The organism is Mycolicibacterium anyangense, assembly GCF_010731855.1.
Lineage (GTDB): Bacteria > Actinomycetota > Actinomycetes > Mycobacteriales > Mycobacteriaceae > Mycobacterium > Mycobacterium anyangense.
The window spans coordinates 3758014-3777610 of the sequence record NZ_AP022620.1 but is presented as its reverse complement, the minus strand read 5'-3'; the positions used below and the strand labels follow the sequence as shown (position 1 = coordinate 3777610).

The following is a 19597-nucleotide window of genomic DNA, read 5'->3' as shown; positions in this document are numbered from 1 at the left end:
GGCGACGCAGCTTGGCAGACTCCGAAGGCCTGCGGGCGTGCTGGCGATTTGAGACTGGATCGCAGCCTTGCGGACTATGTCGGGCGCAGCGGCGCCGGGCTCCACCACCCGCTGCGGGTGGCGGTACCCAGGTCCAATCGCGCCGGCTGGGCGGCGGGATAGAACGGGTTGAGCCGCTGCAGGGCGCCCCAGTCGCGGAACCAGTCGTCCTTGAGATACGTGGGCACCGTCACTGCGCGGTAGAGCAGTTCGCTGATGCCGAGCGGGCCGCCGCCGATGTTGTCCATCACCGGCGAATTGGCCTCGGCGCCGAAGCGGTCGGGCAGGATCCGCCACTTGGGCGGCTCGATCACCCCGTTCTGGTGGCCGAACGGCCGCTGGCAGGGGAAAGCCAGACCGACCAGCCAGTCCAGCAGCACCGGATCCTGCGAGCCGACGACCTCCTGCAGCGTGCGCAGCTTGGGGATGCGGGGCGGGGTCACCGCGATCCAATGCTGTGGTGCGAGGTCGTCGTCGGAGGCGATGATCCGGATCTGGGTGGCGTTGCGCGGGATGGCGGCCAGCGGGGCGCGCAGGTTGCGCCAGGCCGGTGCGGCACCGATATCGGCGAAACCGAGGGCACCGCCGGGCTTGTTGGCGGCCGCGCCGGCGTCGGTGGCCCATTGCACCTGGACCTCGTCCTGGTCGAAGCGGCCCGCCGCCGAGACCACCAGCAGCGGTGACGACTGCCAGCCGTCCGGCAGCCGGTACCACGCCGAGCGCAGCTTGGCCGGCTGTTGGACGCCTGCCCGCCAGCTGCCCAGCACCGGGGTACGGGTGGGGTCCAGGCCGTAGGGCAGCCGGGCCCGCGAGCCGTTGACCCCGCCGGCGGCGGTGATGCCGCCCTCGGTGCCGGCCTCGCTGCTGGTGACGACACCGTCGGTGTCACCGAGGCTGCCACCGCCCGGCGGTTCCATCACCGGGTCGGCCGACACGTCGGCGGGCACCCCGCCGGGGGTGAAGCCCTCAGTCGTGGCACCCAGGCCGTCGCCCACGGGGACGCCGATCGGCGTGAGCATGCCGGCGTTCGGGTCGAGTTCGACCAGCACGTCGTCGGCCAGCCCGCACGTCTTGCCGGTGAGTGCCTGCAGGTTCGAGCGTCCCACCGACCATGCCGGCCACTGCTCGGTCATCCCGAGGGTCAGGGACAGCACCTCGAAGATCACCAGCAGCCAGGCCACGATCGCCAGCGGCGAGCCGACGATGCCCGACCACCAGCGCCGCGGGCCAGGCTCCCGGTTGTCCCGTCCAGAGAAGTGGAACCAGGCCGCCAACAGCAGGGCCAGCACGCTCAGGCCGAGCAGCATGGTGGTGAAGCCGAAGTGCCACTCGGGGAACTGATTCGACCACGGCACCCCGAAGTTGGAGACGTACCACCAGCCGTTGACGCTGGCGAACGACAGCGCCGCCACGAACAGCACTGCTGCGGCGAACACCGCGCGGTTACGTCTGGAGCGCAGCACGTGCGCGGTCACCGCGACGGCGGCCAGCGCGCCCAGCGAACCGGCCAGCCCGGCGAACACGCCGAAATGATGGGTCCACTTGGTCGGGGTGAACATCATCGCCAGGAACGAGATGATCGTGATCCCGATGATCCGCCGGCTGGGTCCGGCGGCGGTGCCCGGGATGTGGCCGCGGCGCAGCATCATCGCCACCGACACCGCCAGGGCGACCAGCAGTGCCAGGACGGCGAACCGGCGCGCGACCGACCCGTCCGGGCTGGCCATGAACAGCCGCTCGTAGCGGATGTGCTCGTCGAACCAGCTCAGGCTCGGGCCGACGGCGGACTTGAGCATGTTGGCCTGCACCTCGCCGACCAGGGTCTGGTCGCGGAAGATGAGGATGATCGTCACCGTCGCGGCAGCCAGGATGGGCGCGAGCAGCGGTAGTAGCCCAAACTGCCGGGAGCGGCGGTGCAGGATCGTGCGGAGCGGGCCGATGGCCACCAGCAGCGCGCCGATCGAGGCGATGCCCGTCGGTCCGGAGAACAGGGTCAGCGCGCCGACGATGCAGGCGAAGGCGACCGGAAGCAGACGGCTGGTGGCGACCCCGCGCTCGACACAGATCCAGGTCAGCAGGATGCCGATCGCGATGATCGGCTCGGGGCGCAGGCCGTTGTTCAGCGGCAGCCAGAACGCCAGGAACAGGCCGGCCGCGGTCCACGACGCCGCCCGGGTGGTCTTGACGGCGTGGCCCAGTCGGGGGATCACTTCGCGGCTGATGATCCACCAGCACGCCAGCGCCATCACCAGGGTCGGCAGCCGCATCCAGACGCTGGCCGTCGACACGTGCGCCCATAGCGCAAGCAGGTCGTAGTACCAGCCGAACGGTGCCTCGGGGGTGCCGAACCAGCGGTAGTAGTTGGCCATGTACCCGGCGTGCTCGGAGACCCGGGCCATGGTCAGGATGTAGCCGTCGTCGGAGGTGTTGGCGCCGACGAAGTGCCACCACACCAGGACCGCGATGACCAGGCCGTCCAGCGGGCGTACCGACCACCATCGCGGGGGTAGGAACCTCCGGTGCCGCATCCCGTCGGCGGTGTCCAGGATGTGCAGCGCAACCAGCGCGACGACGGTCAACAGCAGACCGAGGATCATCGCCGCCATCTTCAGTGCGGTCGGGGCGCTGCTGTAGCGGGTGTCGATGGTGGCCGAGAGGCGCAGACCCGGCGGGGCGGCGCCGGACAGGTCGGTGAAGACGCCGACGATCTGCGGCCGGAAGTCGTAGCCGCCGCGCTCACCCTTGAGTGGCGCGCCCGGGTCGTCGCTGTCGGCGGCCTTCGTGAGGCCGACGAACTCTGCGGTCACCTTGTCGGCGTGGGCGGTGAAGGTCAGCTTCTGGCAGGCCGGGCTGAGCACCTGGGACAACGGTGCCACCAACACCGGGGTGTTGCGCACGACGACCACCAGGCTGTCGTTGGCGCGCTGGATCAGCAGCCCGCGGTCGACGGCCTTGGGGGCCTGCTTGGGCACGGTGGACAACAGCACGGTCCGGCCCGGACCCTGCAGGCCGGCCGCTGCCTGGCAGGGCACCTCGATGTTCAGGTCGGTAGCGACATAGCTGATCAGCGGTGCGGTGACGCTGTCCAGGACGCCGTTCTGCGGCCAGTTGAGCGCAGCGGTGGTCTGCTTGACCGGCAACAACGGGGTGAGGATCGCCAGCAGGGCGCCCAGCAGTCCGGCGATGACGGCAACGAGGCGCGCGGTTCGATACTTCGCCCGCGTCTGTTCCACGGAGCTAGATGGTAATTGCCGGTCCGGCGCACCCATCGCTACGGATTCCTGATGGCCAGGATGAACGGTCCGATGTCCTTGACGGTGAACTGCGGGCCGGTGAACAGATCGGCACCGAATTCGACGGTGTAGCGGCGGACATTGGGCTGGTTGGGGTAGACGTCCTGAGCCAGTCGCAGGGTGTAGGTGTCGTTCGCGCCGCGACGCATCAGGAACACCGTCGGCGGTGTCCACGGCAGCGCGTCGAGAGCTTTGGCCAGCTGGTCGGGGCTCTTGAACTTCGCCCACGATTCGATGGCGGCCGCGCGTTTGTCGAACTCGGCGAGAGGGTTGGCGTAGTGCGAGGTCAGGCCCTGGAACCCGTAGTACGGGTAGTAGGACAGGAAGCTGTAGTCGGCCGTGAGCACCACGGTCTGTTCGCGTGGGCGGCCGGTGACCTGTTGGATCGCCTCGTCGACCTGGGGGTAGTACTTCTCGGCGCCGGGTGGGCGGCGGTCGCCGCGCTGGCCGTTGCCGTCGGTGTCGGTGTAGGCGACGGCCAGGTCGGGGCGCAGTACGTCGGGGATGTCCTGGCTGAAGCCGATGGCGCCGATCAGCCCGATCGCCGCGGCCACCGGAATAGTCTTGCGGCTGGTGCGGGCGGCCAGCGCGAGGGCGACCTCGATGAAGCCGAATGCACCGGCCGCCGAGAGCAGCACGGTCAGGGTGGGCTGCAGCCGGAACGACAGCAGCGTCGTCCCGACCAGCGTGGTCAGCATCGACAACAGCGACCAGGCATACAGCGACAGCACCCCGATGCCCAGAGCGGCGGCCCTTGTCGACGATCGTGCGCGCCAGACCAGCCATAGCGTGCCCAGCATGCACAGCGCGCCCAACAGCGAGAACTGCAGCATCGGGAAGGTCAGGACCGCGCCGTCGGCGGGCAGGTAGTGCTGGGCGCTGCCGGTGTCGCTCATCGGGCCCTTGGCTGCCCGCAGCAGGAACGGCAGCCAAGTGAGCATTGCGATGGCGCCGGCGATCGCACCGGCCACGGCCAGCCGCAGCAGCGGTTCGACGCTCCGGCGGGCGACTGCCACGACCAGGGCCATGACCACGACAGTGAACGCTGTGTAGCCCAGCAGCAGGGTGTAGAAGGTGGCGGCGACGCCGAGGAAGACGCCGACGCCGATGACGGCCGCCCACCCGCCCCCTCTGGTCTTGCCCCTGAGCCCCGACCACGCCAGCACCAGCACCGGCGGGATCAGCACGGTGATCATCGCGGCATACGGCTCCGGTGAGCTGTAGGCGAGCGTCACCGCCGCGGTGGCGGTCGTCACGACCAGGGCGTACTCGAACCGGATCAGGCTCGACCACAGCACCATTGCCAGCACCACGGCCACCGCGATCGAGGTGATGGCCCAGGGTTTGAACATCTCCCAGGCCGGGGTGCCGGTGAGCGCCGCGGCCCGCCCGCCCAGCCAGAACCACCCCGGCGGGTAGAACGGCGGCAGCCCCGAGTAGGTCATGTCGTGCAGCGCGGGGCTTTCGGTGAGCCGGGTGAGGTACTCGGTGCGGAACTGCTGGTCCACCGAGATCCCGAACAGATAGAGCTTGGTGGCGCCCAGTGGCATGCCGAGGGTCACGACGGTGAACGCCGCGAGGATCACCGCGGCCGCGATACGCGCCAGCCAGGCATATCCGCGGCGCCAGACGACGCCGGTAGCCAGCAGCAGGACCAGAGCGCCGACCTGTCCGACGGTGGTCAGGGCGTGTAGCTGGTTGGACGAGGGGAAGGCGGGCCACTCGACGGTGGATATCGCATACAGCGCGACCGCCGAGACCACCACCGCGATGGCAGCTGCCAGAGCCAGATGGCCGACGGTGGCCAGGGCTTTGCGCATGTTCAGAGCGGCAGCTTGCGGAAGATCGGGCGCGGGATGTGCCGCAGCACCGACATCAGCACCCGCACCTGGCCGGGGGCCCACACCAGCGACTTGCCCTTGGCGGCCGACGTCACCGCCAGTTCGGCGACGTCTTCGGCGTCCACCGTGAACGGCGCCTCTTTGGCACCGGTGGCCTTCCAGTGTTCGAGCGTGGTGGTGGTGCGGACCTGGCCGGGCCGGATCACCAGGACGTGAACACCGAACTCCTGCAGCGCTTCTCCGAGACCGAGGTAGAAACCGTCCAGGCCAGCCTTGGTGGAGCCGTAGACGAAGTTGGACCGGCGCACCCGCTCACCGGCGACCGAGCTCATGGCGATGATCTGGCCGAAGCCCTGGGCCTTCATCTTCTGGCCGATCAGCACCCCGACCGATACCGCTGCGGTGTAGTTGATCTGGGCGCTCAGTACGGCCTTGGACTGGTTCTGCCACAGCTCCTCGGCGTCCCCGAGGATGCCGAAAGCGACAATCGCGACGTCGACATCTCCTGCCGCCCAAGCCTTTTCGATGACATCCGGATGGCTCTTGGTGTCCAGCGCATCGAAGTCGAGGTACTCGACGGATTTGGCGCCGGCCGCCTCGAGTTGGGCGATCGCCGCCTCCCGCTTGGGCGCGTTCGGCAGATCGGCCAGGATGATACGGGCTTTCGCGTTGCGCAGGTAACGCTCGCAGATGGCCAGGCCGATCTCGGAGGTACCGCCCAGCAGCAGGATGGTTTGCGGGTTGCCGGTGGCGTCGATCATTTTTGGCGCGGTGCCTTTCTACAGAAGTTCTAGACGTCGGGCCATGTCGGAGGCGAACACGCCATTTGGATCGGCCTTGCGGCGCACTGCAATCCACTCATCAATACGCGGATACATCTTGTGGAAGTTCTCCGCGCTGACGCGCGAGTCCTTGGCCGTATAAACTCGGCCGCCGAATTCCATTGCAAGGCGGTCAAGTTCGTTGAGGAACTCGTTGACCCCGGCTTTCATCGGGAAGTCCATCGCCACGTTCCAGCCCGCCATCGGAAAGCTCAGGGGCGCCCTGTTGCCGGGCCCGAACAGTTTGAAGACGTTGAGTGCCGAGTAGTGGCCGCTGGTCTGGATCCACCGGATGATGTTCTTGAACTCATCGAGGGCGTCTGGGGGCACGAGGAACTGATGTTGCGCGAAACCCGCTGGCCCATAGGCGTTGTTCCAGCCGCTGACCAGGTCAAGCATGTGGTAGAACTGCGACAAGTTCATGATCTTGCCCTGATAAGTGCCGCCCAGCCGGTAGTAGACCTCGCCGATCGCGCTGAATGACAGCTTGTTCATCGCGCTGATCGGGAAGATGTCGGGCACAGTCAACAGTTGCGGCGCGTCGAACTTCAACGGGTTCTTCGCGAGCTTCTTGGGCAGTTGGTCGACCCGGGCCAAGCTTCCCCGGCTCACCGCTGCGCGACCCAATTTCGGTGGGGGACTGATCAGGTCGAACCAGGCGCTGGAGTAGGTGTACTTGTCGTCGCTGCCGTCCAGGTGCACGGCGATGGTCTCATCCAGATTCGCGGTGCTCACGCCATCGGCGATGAAGTATGCGGTCTCGGTTCGCGTCATCGCGATCCTGGCACGAACGACAATGCCGGTGAGGCCGTTGCCACCCACGGTCGCCCAGAAGAGGTCGGCGTTCTCGCCGTCCGGGGTCAGCGTTCGTACATCGCCGTCGGCCATCAGGAGGTCCAGCGACAATACGTGGTTGCCGAAGCTGCCGGCGCTGTGGTGGTTCTTACCGTGAATATCGGAACCGATAGCTCCGCCGACAGTGACTTGCCGGGTACCCGGGAGCACTGGGACCCACAGGCCGAACGGCAGCGCGGCCTTCATCAGCTGGTCCAGGCTCACTCCGGCGTCGACGTCGGCGATAGCTGTCTCGGAAGAGAGCGAGTGAATGCGGTTGAGCCGCGTCATGTCGACGACGATGCCGCCACCGTTGCAGGCCTGGTCGCCGTAGGACCGCCCGAGACCTCGTGCCAGGATGCCCCGCCGCAGGTGGGCTGGGCTGGAGGAATCGGCGTCGGCCACCTGTCGGACAGCTGCGGCGATGACCTCGACGTCGGGTGTCGACAGAACCTGCGCAACAGTGGGCGCGGTCCGGCCGAACCCGGTGAGGGAGCGCGGTGTCAAGGAAGGTTCGGTAGCCATATCAGTGCCACAGGTTACCGTGCGAGGCCTCTGACTTAGGCCAGCCGGAAGATCCAGACCCGTTGCACGATGAAGTTGATCACTGTCGCGGTGCCCTGTGCGATCACGAACGCGACCGGGATCGCCCAGGTGCGGTAGTCCAGTAGATGCAGCGTGACGTGGTTCAGTCCGACCTGGACGGCGAAGGTCAGCGCATAGAGCGCCATCACCGCGATGAAGCGGGAGCGGCTGGGTGGTGCCTGGAACGTCCAACGCCGGTTGATCAGGTACGCGGTGATGGTCCCCACGATGAAGCTCAGCGCCTTGGCCGAGTCGACCTGGATACCGACGGACTTGTAGAGCAGTACGTATAGCCCGAAGTCGACGATCGCGGACAGGCCACCGGTGACGATGAAGCGCACGACCTGCGTCTTGAGGCTCAGCGGGGTCGTCGGGGTGGTGTCGGACACGCGTGAAGCTTAGTTACTGCCCGGGTGGGTGCGCGCCTGCGCCGCGGCCTGTGCACCATTGAGGGGTGCAGGATCTGCTCGAGACGTGGGTGGCGTTACTCGCCCGGCACACCGCGAACACCGGCGCGGAGGCGGTGGGCCGCGCGCTGCTGGCGTCGTGGTCCGAGCCGCATCGCCGGTATCACTCGGTGGACCACCTGCGCGACATCCTGCGCCATGTCGAGGAACTGGCTGCGCTGAGCGATGACGCCGACGCCGTGCGGCTGGCGGCGTGGTACCACGACTCGGTGTACGCGGGCCGCCCCGATGACGAGGAACTCAGCGCCCGCCGGGCCGAGGACGAGTTGTCCGGACTCGAAGTGGAACCAGAGTTGGTCGACGAGGTGGCCCGCCTGGTGCGGATGACCGTCACGCACGATCCAGCCCCGGGTGATCACAACGGTGAGGTGCTCTCCGATGCCGACCTGGCGTCGCTGGCGCTGTCTCCCGAGCGGTATGTGTCCAACACCGCCGCCATCCGCGCCGAATACGGCCACATCTCCGATGACGTGTTCCGCAAGGGGCGGCTGCAGGTGCTGGCGAATCTGCTCAGCGGGCCCGGGGTGTTCCGCACCGAGTACGGTAGGCAGCGTTGGGAGGCGCCGGCCCAGGCGAACCTGCGCGCCGAGTTGTCGACGCTGACCGACTGATCGGGTCAGATCTCGCCGAGGATCCGGCGCTTCTGCTGCTCGAACTCTTCGTCGGTGATCAGATTGCGGTCCTTGAGCGCGGCCAGCCGCTCGAGTCGGTCGACCGGATCCGGCGCTGCGGGCGCAGCCGGCTGGGGCTGTGCGGCCTGCATGGCCGCCATGGCCTGTTGCTGCATCTCGGCGCCGCGCTGCATCATCTGGGCGCGAAACGCGTTCGGGTCGGCTATGGCATTGCGGATCATCTCGGCCACCGGCATTCCCATCACCTGACTGCCGGCCAGATCGGGGCGGGCAGCGGTGATCGCGTCGATGGCGGTGGTGGCCGGCGACTGCGGCTGCTGATCCAACTCGATCCTGCTGTGGTCCTTGGGGTCGTAGCGCACCGTCACCCGGGTCCCCGGCCTTGGTCGGTTCAGTTGGGGCAGCAGCGCATGCAGGGTGGCCTCGAACGAAGGTTCGGACTCGGGGAGTACGCGCAACTGCAGCTTCCACCGAATCTCGCTGTTGCCCACAAGATTTGGGTTCCCAATGCTGACCGACACCGAGGTTTGTTCCGCGGCCAGGATGTCGGCGTACGCGCGCACGCCGACCTTGTCCAAGCGGCCACCGAAGCCGAACACCCACCGAGCGTAGCGCGCCGTTAGCTCAGGCGCTGGCGAAGGGCCGTTCGACCCTATTCGGGCCGCTGGTTGCCGGAGCAAGATCTGGCCATGACAGTCCAACAGGGTCCGATTACGGTCCTCAGCGCTGACGAGAGTTGGGATCTGCTGAACAGCGTTGCGCTGGGTCGGCTGGTCACCCACATCGGCGACCAGCTGGAGATCTTTCCCGTCAACTTCGTCACGCAGAACGGCACGCTGCTGTTCCGCACCGCCGAAGGTACGAAGCTGTTCAGCACGGTGATGAACGACAAAGTTCTCTTCGAGGTGGACGACCACACCGTCGCCGATGGGTGGAGCGTGATCGTTCGGGGCACCGCGCAGGTGTTGTCCGCCGCCGATGACATCCACGAGGCCGACCGTGCGCAACTGCTGCCGTGGGTGGCCACCGAGAAGTTGCGCTACGTGCGGGTCACGCCGACGGAGGTCTCCGGCCGACGGTTCCAGTTCGGGCCGGAGCCCGATCACGGTGCGTATCCGAGCTAGAAGGGCGCCGGTGCGTTGCGGTCGGCGACGTAGGCGTCGTTCATCGCGCGCTCACGGGTGATATTCGCGGCGCGTTGAGCAGCCCTGGTTCGTCGTCGCATGGGCATCGTCAGGCCGGTGGCGCGGACCGGTCTGTCTGACGGAGCGGGGAGTTCGTCGGTGGTCGTGACCCATTGCGGGATCAGCAAGCGGCTGCCCGGATGGGTGACGTATCTCCGCCCGGCGGGCGATGTCCAGATGAGGGTGCCGTCCGGCAACTGTCGGTCGGACCAGCCGTCCCAGAATGTCTTGAGCAAGTGATGTTTTCGGCACTTGCAGGACAGGTTCGACGCATGCGTGGGGCCGGCTGGCCATGGCACGGTGTGGTCGATGTCGCACATGTCCGCCGGCACATCGCAATTAGGGAACCGGCAGGTGAGATCGCGCATCCGGACGAATTCGGCCAGCGCCGCCGATGGCCGGTAGCCGGACTCAGGCTTATCGCTGGGCCGGCGTACATGGCGCACCTTCGCACCGGACCGGATCATCTGGGCCAGCAGGGCGGGTGCCACCACCCCGCCACGACCCGTCAGCACGGCGGTCGACGGCTTGGCGGTCGGCGCAGGTTCCGGGTTGGGTGCCAACGCCTCGGCCAGTGGCGTGTCCCGGGTCACCCGCGGTGGCGTGGTCTCACCAGACATGGCCGGATCTGGTTGCCCCTCAAGCGCTTCGGCCTCGCTCAGGACGTGGATCACGATGCTCGACGCCCGGCCGTCGTCCGCACCTGACGCACATTCGGGCGAACCGCAGGTGCAGGCCAGGCGATCGGATCCCGCAGCCAGTGCGCCGAGGGCGTCAGCGCGTCGCTGGCCGATCGTCCGCGGATCGTCGTCGCAGACGGCGTGCGCCATCTGGGTGAGCCGGCGATCCAGCAGCGCGGCATCGGTCGTGAACAACCGGCCGGTGAGGGTTGTGGTCCCGGCCGCCTCGTCCTTGGAGCCCAACCGCACATCGCGGCTGCGTGCCGTCACCCTGGTGCGTCGCAGTGCACCTGGGTCATACCGGTCGATCCAGACGTCGATGGCCTGCGCCAGTTTGTAGTCCGACATCGGACCCCACGCCACTGCCGCCTGCGCAAGTGCGGCGTCGATGAGCGCGAGTGCCTCGTCGTCCCCGACGTTCATGGTGCGCCAGGAGATCGCGCGGCACACCTGATAGCTCAACCGGCCGGCCAGGAAGAGAGCACCCACTTGAGGCAATCGATAGCGCATCGCCTCGCTGAGGTGCATCTCGCCCGAGGCGCGGCCGTGCGGTATGCCCAGGGCTGCGGACACCTCAGCGGCCGCGGAATCCCAGGAATCGCATGCCCACCGATCTCGCTGGTCCCCGCTGCAGCGGCGTCGAACCAGCTCCCCGATCGCCGCGATCCGCTGCGCCGCGGCCTTGGCCTCGGCGACGGCCCACTCCTCAATGGCGGCGACTACAGCGCCGTCATCAGCGGAAACAAGGCCGGTATCGAACATGTGTTCGAGTATACCCGGGCCGCCGACAAGCCGCAGAATCCCTAGACAGATACCTGCAAATGGGAGGCCAGATACGGCGCGATGGCGTGCCATGCTCGGTCGACGTACTCGTCCTTCTCGCCCACGGGTGCGACATAGTGCAGGCCCGCCCGGGCCTCCTCTTCGCCGCGCAGTCGCGCGATGAGCCAGGCCGCAAGGTACGGCGAGGACAGGCAGCCCCCGGCGGTGGCGACATTGCCCCTGGCGAAGAACGGCTGGTTCAACACGTCGACCCCGGCTGCGACCACCCACGGTTTCGTCGTCAGATCGGTGCAGGCCGGCACGTCGCGCAAGAGGCCGAGCCGGGCCAGGACCAGTGCCCCGGAGCATTGCGCACCGATGAGTTGGCGCTGCGGGTCCAGCCCGCTGAGGACGTCCATGATCGCCGGAGTCTCGACCACCTCGCGGGTCGCGATGCCACTGCCGACGATCACCGCGTCGGCGGCGAGGGCCTCCGTCAAGCTGGACATCTGCCCGATCGTGACGCCATTCATCGACGTCACCCGCTCGGTGGGGGTAGCGACGGTGACCCGCCAGTCATCGGCCTGCACGCGGTTGAGCACGCCGAGTGCGATCAATGAGTCCAGTTCGTTGTAGCCCTCGAAGGTCAGGATGGCGATGTGCATGAAGAGTCCTTTCGTCGTGATGAGACGGTAGGAACTCCCATGCATGACGGTCAAAGAATTGTCATGCATACAATCCGGGCGTGCCAGCAGCCCGCTACAAGCCGATCTTGGACGCACTGGCCGCCGACATCCGCAGCGGCCGGCTCAGTGCCGGAACGCAGTTGCCGACGCATCGGGATCTCGCGGCCAGCGCAGGAATCGCCGTGGTCACTGCCTCGCGCATCTACGCCGAACTGCGCGCAATGGGACTGGTCAGCAGCGAGCAGGGGCGCGGGACGTTCGTTCGTGACCTCGCACTCCCGCCGGGTCACGGTATCGACCAGCACGCCCTCGCCGGCGACATCGTCGACCTGAATTTCAACTATCCCGTCCTGCCCGACCAAGCCGCCCTCCTGCGCCACGCATTGCGGGAGCTGGCCGGTTCCGGCGATCTGGACATACTGCTGCGCTACCAACCTCACGGGGGCCGGGAACGCGACCGAGCCGTGGTGGCCACCCACCTGCTCAGCCGCGGACTCGATGTCACTCCCGATCGCGTTGCCCTCGTCAACGGCGCCCAACACGGGCTGACTGTCACCGCGCTGGCGACCTTGCAGCCGGGGGACGTCGTCGCCGCCGACGCCGTCACCTACCCCGGCTTCAGAGTGCTGGCCGAAGCACTGCATCTCGAATTGGCGCCGCTACCAACAACTGTGAACGGCCCAGATCTCGATGCGCTGAAGAGCCTGTGTCGGCGCCGGCCGGTTCGCGCTCTCTATGCCATGCCGACATTGCACAATCCGCTGGGCTGGGTTCTCGACGGCGAAGCCCGGAAAGAGTTGCGGGACATCGCCTACGAGCATGAGTTGCTCATCATCGAGGATGCGTCCTACGCCTATCTGGTAGACCGGCCGCCGCCTCCGCTGGCAGCGCTCGCGTCCGAGCACACCGTGTACGTCTCCGGTATCTCCAAGAACGTCGCCACTGGCCTGCGCGTCGGATTTGTGGTGGCGCCGGCGGGCCGAATGCCCGCCATCGAGCGCGCAATCCGCGCGACGACCTGGAACACTCCCGCGCTCACCACCGCGATCGTGACCCGCTGGCTGGCGGACGGGACAGTGGCACGGTTGGAAGCTCAGAAGCGAGCCGACGCCTTGCGCAGGCAGGCCATGGCAGCCGACGCGCTGAAGGGGTTGGAGCAGTCCACCTATCCGACGTCGTACTTCACCTGGGTGAAGCTGCCCGACAACGCCCGAGCCGACCGGATCGCCGCCACCCTGTCCGAGAGCCGGATCTCGATCTCGACAGCGGAGCCGTTCGCCATCACCGCGAATCCGCCGCAGGCGATCCGCCTTGCGCTGGGATCCGCCAGCCTTGCCGCACTTCCCGACGCGCTCAGCACGGTCAGGCGTGCCATCGAGATGGATCCCTATGCGTGATCCCTCCCGCGACCGACTACACCCAGTACGGAACGCGCGCCCGGTACTGCCGCAGCGCGAATGCCGCCACCAGCCAGCCGACGATCGTCAGGCCCACCACCACGATCCAGTGCCGCAACTCCTGGTGAGCACCCAGCAGCGGGGACCGCAGGATGTCCAGATAGTGCAGCAGCGGGTTGAGCTCGATGATCTTGGCCCACTTGCCGGCACCCTGCTGCTCCAACGTGTTGGCGTTCCAGATGATCGGCGTCATGAAGAACAGCAACTGGACCACCGAGAACAGCAGCGGCCCGATATCGCGGTAGCGGGTCGCCAGGATGCCGAAGCAGAACGACACCCACACGCAATTCAGCATGATCAGAATCAGTGCCGGGATCACCGACAGGTCGGCCAGCGACCAGGGTTTGGGGAAGATGATCGCGATCACCACGTAGATGACGATGTTGTGGCCGAACAGGATCATCTGCCGCCACACCAACCGATAGACGTGCACGGACAGCGGAGTCGGCAGCTGTTTGATCAGGCCCTCGTTCGCGATGAACACGTCGGCGCCTTCGAGGATCGCCGCGTTGATCATGTTCCAGATGATCAGCCCCAGCGTCACGTACGGCAGGTGCTCGGCCAGGGGCAGATGGAACAGCTGGGAGTACAGCGCACCCATCGCCACCGCGGTGGTGCCGGTGGCGATGGTGATCCAGAACGGGCCCAGAACCGAGCGGCGGTACTTCTGCTTGATGTCCTGCCAGCCGAGATGAAGCCACAGCTCACGCTTGCGGAATCCGTCGATCAGGTCGCCCCACGCCCGCGTGAACGTCTTGGACTGGGTGGCGGCGTCGGTGAAGGTCACGCTGAAGGCCTCCCGAACCTCTCCTTACGGCCCATGCGCCGCAATCGAATCCATTCGCGTAGTCCGGCGGGATCGCGACGGGTCACCAGGAAGTACCACCCGAAGCGCAGCCATTCCTGCGGCAGGAGTTTGCGCAGACCCGGCTGCGACAGCAGGTAGCCGCGGTTGCGGTAGGTGAAGAACCGCTTGGCCGGATCGTCGGGGTATTGGGTGTGCATCCGGCCGCCGAGGATCGGCTTGAACTCGTCGGTGCCGTAGGGATGCAGGTACACCGCGTCCAGGCAGGTGCCGAACGGCAACCCGCTGCGGACTAGCCGCCGGTGCACCTCGACCTCGTCGCCGCGGACGAACAGCCGAATATCCGGAACACCCACGGCGGTCAGGGTTTCGGCGCGGAACAACGCGCCGTTGAACAGCGAGGCGTAGCCGCTCAGGAAGCTTCCGCTGCCCAGCTCGCGTGGATGGCGAAGCCATTTCAGACCCTGACGGACTGGGAACGCGAACCGCTCGGGGTCGTCGAGATCGCACACCATCGGTGAGACCTCGGCCAGTCCGTGCCGGGCGGCGCAGGCCAGCAGGGTGGCGAGCACTTCGGGATCCTTGGGCCGGCCGTCGTCGTCGGCCAGCCACACCCAGTCCGCGCCCAGCGCGAGGGCATGCAATATCCCCAATGCGAAACCACCTGCGCCACCGAGGTTTCGGCGTGACCCGAGGTAGGTCGTCGGCACGGGTTGCCCGGCTACCAGATCCTGCACCCGAGAATCGTTATCGTTGTCCACCACGATCAGGTGGTCGATCATCCGGCTCTGGGTGGTCAGGACGTCGAGCGATTTGGCCAGTTCGTCCGGACGTCGGTGGGTGACGACGACGGCGCACACCAACTCGGTCACGGCTGCGTCGACCAATCCGCCTTGTGTTCCTCTAGGACCTCGCGTACGTGGCGGGCGGCGTCCTCGCCCTCGTAGGCGCGCACCACATCCTCGATCCCGCCGCTCATCCGGACCGTACCGTGGTCGATCCACATCGCGGTCTTGCACAACCGGGCCAGGAATTCATTGGAATGGCTTGCGAAGACCAGGATTCCGGACCGCTCGACCAGCGCCTGCAACCGGTGCTGTGCCTTCTTCAGGAATTCCGCGTCGACGGCGCCGATGCCCTCGTCGAGCAGCAGGATCTCCGGGTCGATGCTGGTGACCACACCCATGGCCAGTCGCACCCGCATACCCGTCGAATAGGTGCGCAGCGGCATCGACAGGTACTCGCCGAGTTCGGTGAACTCGGCGATCTCGTCGACCTTGGCGGCCATCTGCTTGCGGGTCTGCCCGAGGAACAGCCCGCGGATGATGATGTTCTCGTAGCCGGAGATCTCCGGATCCATCCCGACGCCGAGGTCGAAAACCGGTGCGACACGGCCACGTACGGTCGCCGAGCCGCGGGTGGGCTCGTAGATTCCGGACAGCAGCCGCAACAACGTCGACTTGCCGGCACCGTTGTGGCCGACGAGCCCGACCCGGTCGCCCATCTTCAGGGTCATGGTGATGTCGCGCAGTGCCTCGATGACGACGACGTTGTCGGTGTTGCGGCCGATGGCGCCACCGGCCTTGCCGAGGAACGCCTTCTTCAGCGATCTCGTCTTGGCGTCGAAGATCGGGAACTCGACCCAGGCGTCGCGGGTCTCGATGTAGGGATCGGCTGACACTGGGCTACAGGTACTGCCCGGTTCCGTGGCCGGGGCCGCCGGGGACTCCGGGCTGACCCATGCCGGGCGGCAATGCGCCCTGACGCATGTGCTCCAGCTGCGCGCGGGCCGCCATCTGCTGGGCGAACAGCGCGGTCTGGATGCCGTGGAACAGCCCTTCGAGCCAACCGACCAGCTGGGCCTGCGCGATGCGCAGTTCGGCGTCGGACGGGATGCTGTCCTCGGTGAACGGCAGGGCCAGCCGCTCGAGTTCGTCACGCAGCTCGGGAGCCAGGCCGTCCTCGAGTTCGCGGATGGACGTGGCGTGGATCTCGCGCAGCCGGGTGCGGCTCGCGTCGTCCAGCGGAGCCGCTCGGACCTCTTCGAGGAGCTGTTTGATCATCGTGCCGATCCGCATCACCTTGGCCGGCTGCTCCACCAGTTCGGTGATCGAGCGCTGATCGTCGTCCTCACCGGCCGACACCGCGTCCGGGTTGCTGATGATCTCGATGTTGTCGTCGTCGGTGTTCGCTGTCATGCGCTGAGCATTCCCTCTGAATTCGATGTCATCGGCTGTCCGTCGGCGCCGGCCCGCGCCATTCGTAGATACGGGCCTCGCCGTTGTCGTAGATCTTCGCCCACGACGCGGACTTGTCTAGTGACACTAGACCGTCGGGCATCACGAACCCGCGGACTATCCGGCTGCCGGTGAGCACATAGCGAATGTTCAGCGCCTTCACCGCTTCGGCGATCCGCGGGTCGTGGTCGGCGTCGTCGGCATAGGCCCAGAAGATGAACCGGTGATAGCCGGGCCCCTGCTGCACCGGATAGTCGTAGTGCGTCCACAGCGGATGCAGGTCCGCGACCGCGTACATCCAGGCGGTGCCGTCGGTGTTGGCGTTGCCGATCAGGGTGTCGTGCGCGCCGGGCAGGCTGGCGAGGTAGGCCATGGCTTCCAGATCTTTGTTGTCGACCATCACCTGGTCGTACTTCTCGCCCATGAGGTGGCGGTGTCGGGGGAAGTAATGCCAGTTCAGGCCGATAACAACCACGGTCAGCAGGGTGGCTGTCGCGCCGATCCACACTCCCCGGTCGGGGTCGGTGGCACCCAACCGCCGGACCAGCCGCCGCACCCCGGCGACCAGCAGCAGCGCCAGCGACCACAGCGCCACTCCGGCCATCGGCGCCAGCAGCATGGTCACGACGGCCGACAGTCGACGCGGGTCGCTGTAGAACAGGTCGCTGTACTTGCCGGTGATCGCTCCGATCGGGCCGCCGAATGGTGCCGAGGAGTGCACGATCGAGACCACCAGCAGGGCCCATACCGCGGCCGGCCACCAGACGCGTTTGATCAGCAGCAGCAGGAATCCCGCGGCGGCCAGCGCGATGAGCATGTTCTGGATCGGATAGTCGTTGAGATGGCGGGTGTGCTGGACGATCGCGTCGAACAGCGCCTTCTTGCGGCCCTGGTGAGTGAGGAAGGCGTGGCCGGTGATGATCTCGGCCTGTTGCAGCACCCCGAGGAATTGCGGTAGCAGCACCGCCAGCGTGGGGGCGGCGACGCAGACCAGCGTCACGAAGTCGCGGAGGCGGCCCAGCACCGGGTGCCACAACGCATCGAGCAGCCACCAGGCGATCACGAACGTCACCACGACCACACCGCCGGTGATGTGCACCGAGAACACCCCGATGAGGGCCAGGACCGCCAGCGGGATGCGGTCGCGGTGTCGCAGGGACGAGGTGATCAGCACGAACGCGGGCACCGCGATGCCGTAAGCGGCCATGTTCGGCATCGAGGCGGTGTCGAACTCCACATAGGGCACCGAGGTGAACGCTGCCGACAGGGCGGCCGCGGTGGCGGCGGCCCCCGCGGTGCGCCATGGCGTCGTCCTGCCCCCCAGCAATTGCCAGGTCAGCACCGCCGCACTGAGTGGGAACAGCCACACCGCGGCGGCCAGCGAACTCAGGGTGTACGCGGTGGTCGGGGCGGCACCGGTGAGCTGGGCCAGGACGGCGCCCAACGCGTGGAAAGCCGACGGGTAGTACAGGGCGGCGTGGGTTTCGACGTTGCGCAGCTCTCCCATGTGGGTCGAGGACGCCTGTCCGGTGTCGAGGATCCAGCGGATGGTGTTGGCATGCCACACCGAGTCCCAGTTGCTCGGGATGGACTGCCAGTGCGGGGTGCCCTTCCAGGCCGCCAGGCCGATCACCAGCGCGCCCAGGATCACCCCGGCGCCCGTCGTCAGGGCCGGCCCCACCGCTATCGCGGCGGTGCCGGAGTCCGGATCGCGTAGCCGGGCGAGCGGAATCCGCAAACCCGCCACGATTGCGGTCACAACGATCAGCGCCGCCAGTGCGGTCAGTGCGTTCCAGGCGATCCCCACCGCCCCGAGCGGGATGATGGCCAGGCTCACAACGCCGTATGTCAGCACTGGGCCAACGGCGATCGCGACGGGCCAGCTCAGCCGCCCCGCCATCGCCACCACAGCGCCCGGTAGGGTCAGCAACAAGACCGCGAACAGGACTCCGAACCCGAAGCTCACTGGACTAGTATGGCTGCCCAGGTGATCCTGCCCTCAGCGCCGTCGGCGGGGCCGGGGACGCTCTCGCTGTTTCGGTAGCGAAATCTCTGACGCTTTAAGGTGGGCTTCATGCCGTACGACGTTGCCCGGGTGCGTGGTCTGCACCCAGCGCTGGGCGACGGGTGGATGCGCTTCGATGCCCAGGCCGGAATGCTCCTGCCGGACTCGGTGGCTACCACGGTGTCCACCGCCTTCCGTGGGTCGGCCACTAACCTCGCCAGCCCGCACCCGTCGGCCCGGCGCAGCGTGGCTGTCCTGGAGGCGGCTCGCCAAGCCGTCGCCGATCTGGTCAACGGTGATCCCGCCGGTGTGGTGCTGGGCGCCGACCGCTCGATCCTGCTGACGTCGCTGGCCGACGCATCGTCCTCGCGTGCCGGGATCGGCTACGAGGTGGTGGTCAGCCGGCTCGACGACGAAGCCAACATCGCCCCATGGCTGCGGGCGGCCAACCGCTACGGCGCCAAGGTCAAGTGGGCCGAGGTCGACATCGAGACCGGTGAGCTGCCCGCCTGGCAGTGGGAGAACCTGATCACCCCGCCCACCCGCCTGGTGGCGCTGACGACCGCGTCCTCGACGCTGGGCACGATGACCGACGTCGGCGTCGTCACCAAACTGGTGCACGACGTCGGTGGTCTGGTGGTGCTGGACCACTCGGCGGCCGCGCCGTACCAACTGCTGGACATCCACGAGGCCGAGGCCGACGTGGTCGCGCTCAACGCGCCCGCCTGGGGGGGCCCGCCGATCGGCGCACTGGTGTTCCGCAATCCGTCGCTGATCGACTCGTTCGGTTCGGTGTCGATGAACCCGTACGCCAGCGGGCCGGCCCGTCTCGAGTTGGGCGGCCACCAGTACGGGATGCTCGCCGGTGTGGTCGCCAGCATCGAGTACCTCGCCGGACTCGACGAGTCGGCGCGCGGCACCAGGCGCGAAAGACTTGCGGTGTCAATGCAATCCGCGAGTGGCTACCTGAACCAGCTGTTCGACTACCTGATGACGTCGCTGCGGTCGCTGCCGTTGGTGATGGTCATCGGCCATCCTGAGGTCCATATCCCGGTGGTCAGCTTCGCCGTCAACGGCGTGCCCGCTGAGCGGGTGGTCCAGCGGCTGGCCGACAACGGAATCCTGGCCATCTGCAACGCCAATTCCCGTGTCCTCGACCTCATCGGCGTCAACGACATCGGCGGTGCGGTGACCATCGGGCTGGCCCACTACTCCACGATGGGCGAGGTGGACCAGCTGGTCCGCGCGCTGGCGTCGCTGGGTTGACCC

At 67.3% G+C, this 19597-nt stretch carries 17 protein-coding genes; 4 read left to right on the top strand and 13 right to left on the bottom strand.

Features of this window, described 5'->3' with window-relative positions; genetic code table 11:
* Nucleotides 1–74 precede the first annotated feature (74 nt).
* From G6N35_RS17920 to G6N35_RS17900, 5 genes are read right to left on the bottom strand one after another with little or no spacing between them, the layout of a single operon-like run.
* Nucleotides 75–3308: an arabinosyltransferase domain-containing protein gene (locus G6N35_RS17920; RefSeq protein WP_163805466.1), complete on the bottom strand. Its 3234-nt coding sequence runs from the start codon at nt 3306–3308 to the stop codon at nt 75–77.
* 2 nt (nt 3309–3310) lie between these two features.
* Nucleotides 3311–5152 carry a galactan 5-O-arabinofuranosyltransferase gene (locus G6N35_RS17915; RefSeq protein ID WP_163805465.1) on the bottom strand — a complete coding sequence of 614 codons (1842 nt, stop codon included), beginning with the start codon at nt 5150–5152 and terminating at the stop codon, nt 3311–3313.
* Between the two features lie 2 nt (nt 5153–5154).
* Nucleotides 5155–5934: a decaprenylphospho-beta-D-erythro-pentofuranosid-2-ulose 2-reductase gene (locus G6N35_RS17910; protein WP_163805464.1), complete on the bottom strand. Its 780-nt coding sequence runs from the start codon at nt 5932–5934 to the stop codon at nt 5155–5157.
* A gap of 18 nt (nt 5935–5952) precedes the next feature.
* A complete protein-coding gene (locus G6N35_RS17905; protein WP_163805463.1) occupies nt 5953–7353 on the bottom strand; it encodes a decaprenylphosphoryl-beta-D-ribose oxidase in 1401 nt (466 codons plus the stop codon).
* 35 nt (nt 7354–7388) lie between these two features.
* Nucleotides 7389–7754, bottom strand: a complete 366-nt coding sequence (locus G6N35_RS17900; RefSeq protein WP_179967481.1) for a GtrA family protein — start codon at nt 7752–7754, stop codon at nt 7389–7391.
* Nucleotides 7755–7867: 113 nt separating this feature from the next.
* On the opposite strand from G6N35_RS17900, the gene G6N35_RS17895 reads away from it, so the two are divergent.
* The gene (locus tag G6N35_RS17895; protein ID WP_163805461.1) at nt 7868–8491 is read left to right on the top strand and encodes an HD domain-containing protein; all 624 of its coding nucleotides are present in this window, start codon (nt 7868–7870) and stop codon (nt 8489–8491) included.
* 5 nt (nt 8492–8496) lie between these two features.
* Here the strand turns inward: G6N35_RS17895 and G6N35_RS17890 are convergent, their stop codons facing one another.
* Nucleotides 8497–9111, bottom strand: coding sequence for an SHOCT domain-containing protein (locus tag G6N35_RS17890; RefSeq protein WP_163805460.1), 615 nt, complete (start codon nt 9109–9111; stop codon nt 8497–8499).
* A gap of 90 nt (nt 9112–9201) precedes the next feature.
* On the opposite strand from G6N35_RS17890, the gene G6N35_RS17885 reads away from it, so the two are divergent.
* A complete protein-coding gene (locus tag G6N35_RS17885; protein ID WP_163805459.1) occupies nt 9202–9636 on the top strand; it encodes a pyridoxamine 5'-phosphate oxidase family protein in 435 nt (144 codons plus the stop codon).
* Here the strand turns inward: G6N35_RS17885 and G6N35_RS17880 are convergent.
* Together G6N35_RS17880 and G6N35_RS17875 are read right to left on the bottom strand one after the other, a co-directional pair.
* Nucleotides 9633–11138, bottom strand: a complete 1506-nt coding sequence (locus G6N35_RS17880) for an HNH endonuclease signature motif containing protein (RefSeq protein WP_163805458.1) — start codon at nt 11136–11138, stop codon at nt 9633–9635. The genes G6N35_RS17885 and G6N35_RS17880 overlap by 4 nt on opposite strands.
* A gap of 41 nt (nt 11139–11179) precedes the next feature.
* The gene (locus tag G6N35_RS17875; protein ID WP_163805457.1) at nt 11180–11803 is read right to left on the bottom strand and encodes a DJ-1/PfpI family protein; all 624 of its coding nucleotides are present in this window, start codon (nt 11801–11803) and stop codon (nt 11180–11182) included.
* An 80-nt stretch (nt 11804–11883) separates the two neighbouring features.
* On the opposite strand from G6N35_RS17875, the gene G6N35_RS17870 reads away from it, so the two are divergent.
* On the top strand, nt 11884–13221 hold the full coding sequence (locus G6N35_RS17870; RefSeq protein ID WP_163805456.1) for an aminotransferase-like domain-containing protein: 1338 nt from the start codon (nt 11884–11886) through the stop codon (nt 13219–13221).
* A 16-nt stretch (nt 13222–13237) separates the two neighbouring features.
* On the opposite strand, the gene wzm is transcribed toward G6N35_RS17870, so the two are convergent.
* Genes wzm through G6N35_RS17845 form a run of 5 tightly spaced genes read right to left on the bottom strand, consistent with a single transcriptional unit; the run spans nt 13238 to nt 18289 of the window.
* A complete protein-coding gene (gene wzm, locus G6N35_RS17865; RefSeq protein ID WP_163805455.1) occupies nt 13238–14068 on the bottom strand; it encodes a galactan export ABC transporter permease subunit Wzm/RfbD in 831 nt (276 codons plus the stop codon).
* The gene (gene glfT1, locus G6N35_RS17860) at nt 14065–14958 is read right to left on the bottom strand and encodes a galactofuranosyltransferase GlfT1 (RefSeq protein ID WP_163807757.1); all 894 of its coding nucleotides are present in this window, start codon (nt 14956–14958) and stop codon (nt 14065–14067) included. The genes wzm and glfT1 overlap by 4 nt, the downstream gene beginning before the upstream one ends.
* Nucleotides 14955–15767, bottom strand: a complete 813-nt coding sequence (gene wzt, locus G6N35_RS17855; protein WP_163805454.1) for a galactan export ABC transporter ATP-binding subunit Wzt/RfbE — start codon at nt 15765–15767, stop codon at nt 14955–14957. Before wzt ends, glfT1 begins: the two co-directional genes overlap by 4 nt.
* Before the next feature lie 4 nt (nt 15768–15771).
* Nucleotides 15772–16284 carry a bacterial proteasome activator family protein gene (locus tag G6N35_RS17850; RefSeq protein WP_163805453.1) on the bottom strand — a complete coding sequence of 171 codons (513 nt, stop codon included), beginning with the start codon at nt 16282–16284 and terminating at the stop codon, nt 15772–15774.
* Between the two features lie 28 nt (nt 16285–16312).
* Nucleotides 16313–18289, bottom strand: coding sequence for a DUF6541 family protein (locus G6N35_RS17845; protein ID WP_163805452.1), 1977 nt, complete (start codon nt 18287–18289; stop codon nt 16313–16315).
* A gap of 108 nt (nt 18290–18397) precedes the next feature.
* Between G6N35_RS17845 and G6N35_RS17840 the strand changes: the two genes are divergently transcribed.
* On the top strand, nt 18398–19594 hold the full coding sequence (locus tag G6N35_RS17840) for a cysteine desulfurase-like protein (protein ID WP_163805451.1): 1197 nt from the start codon (nt 18398–18400) through the stop codon (nt 19592–19594).
* Nucleotides 19595–19597: the final 3 nt, after the last annotated feature.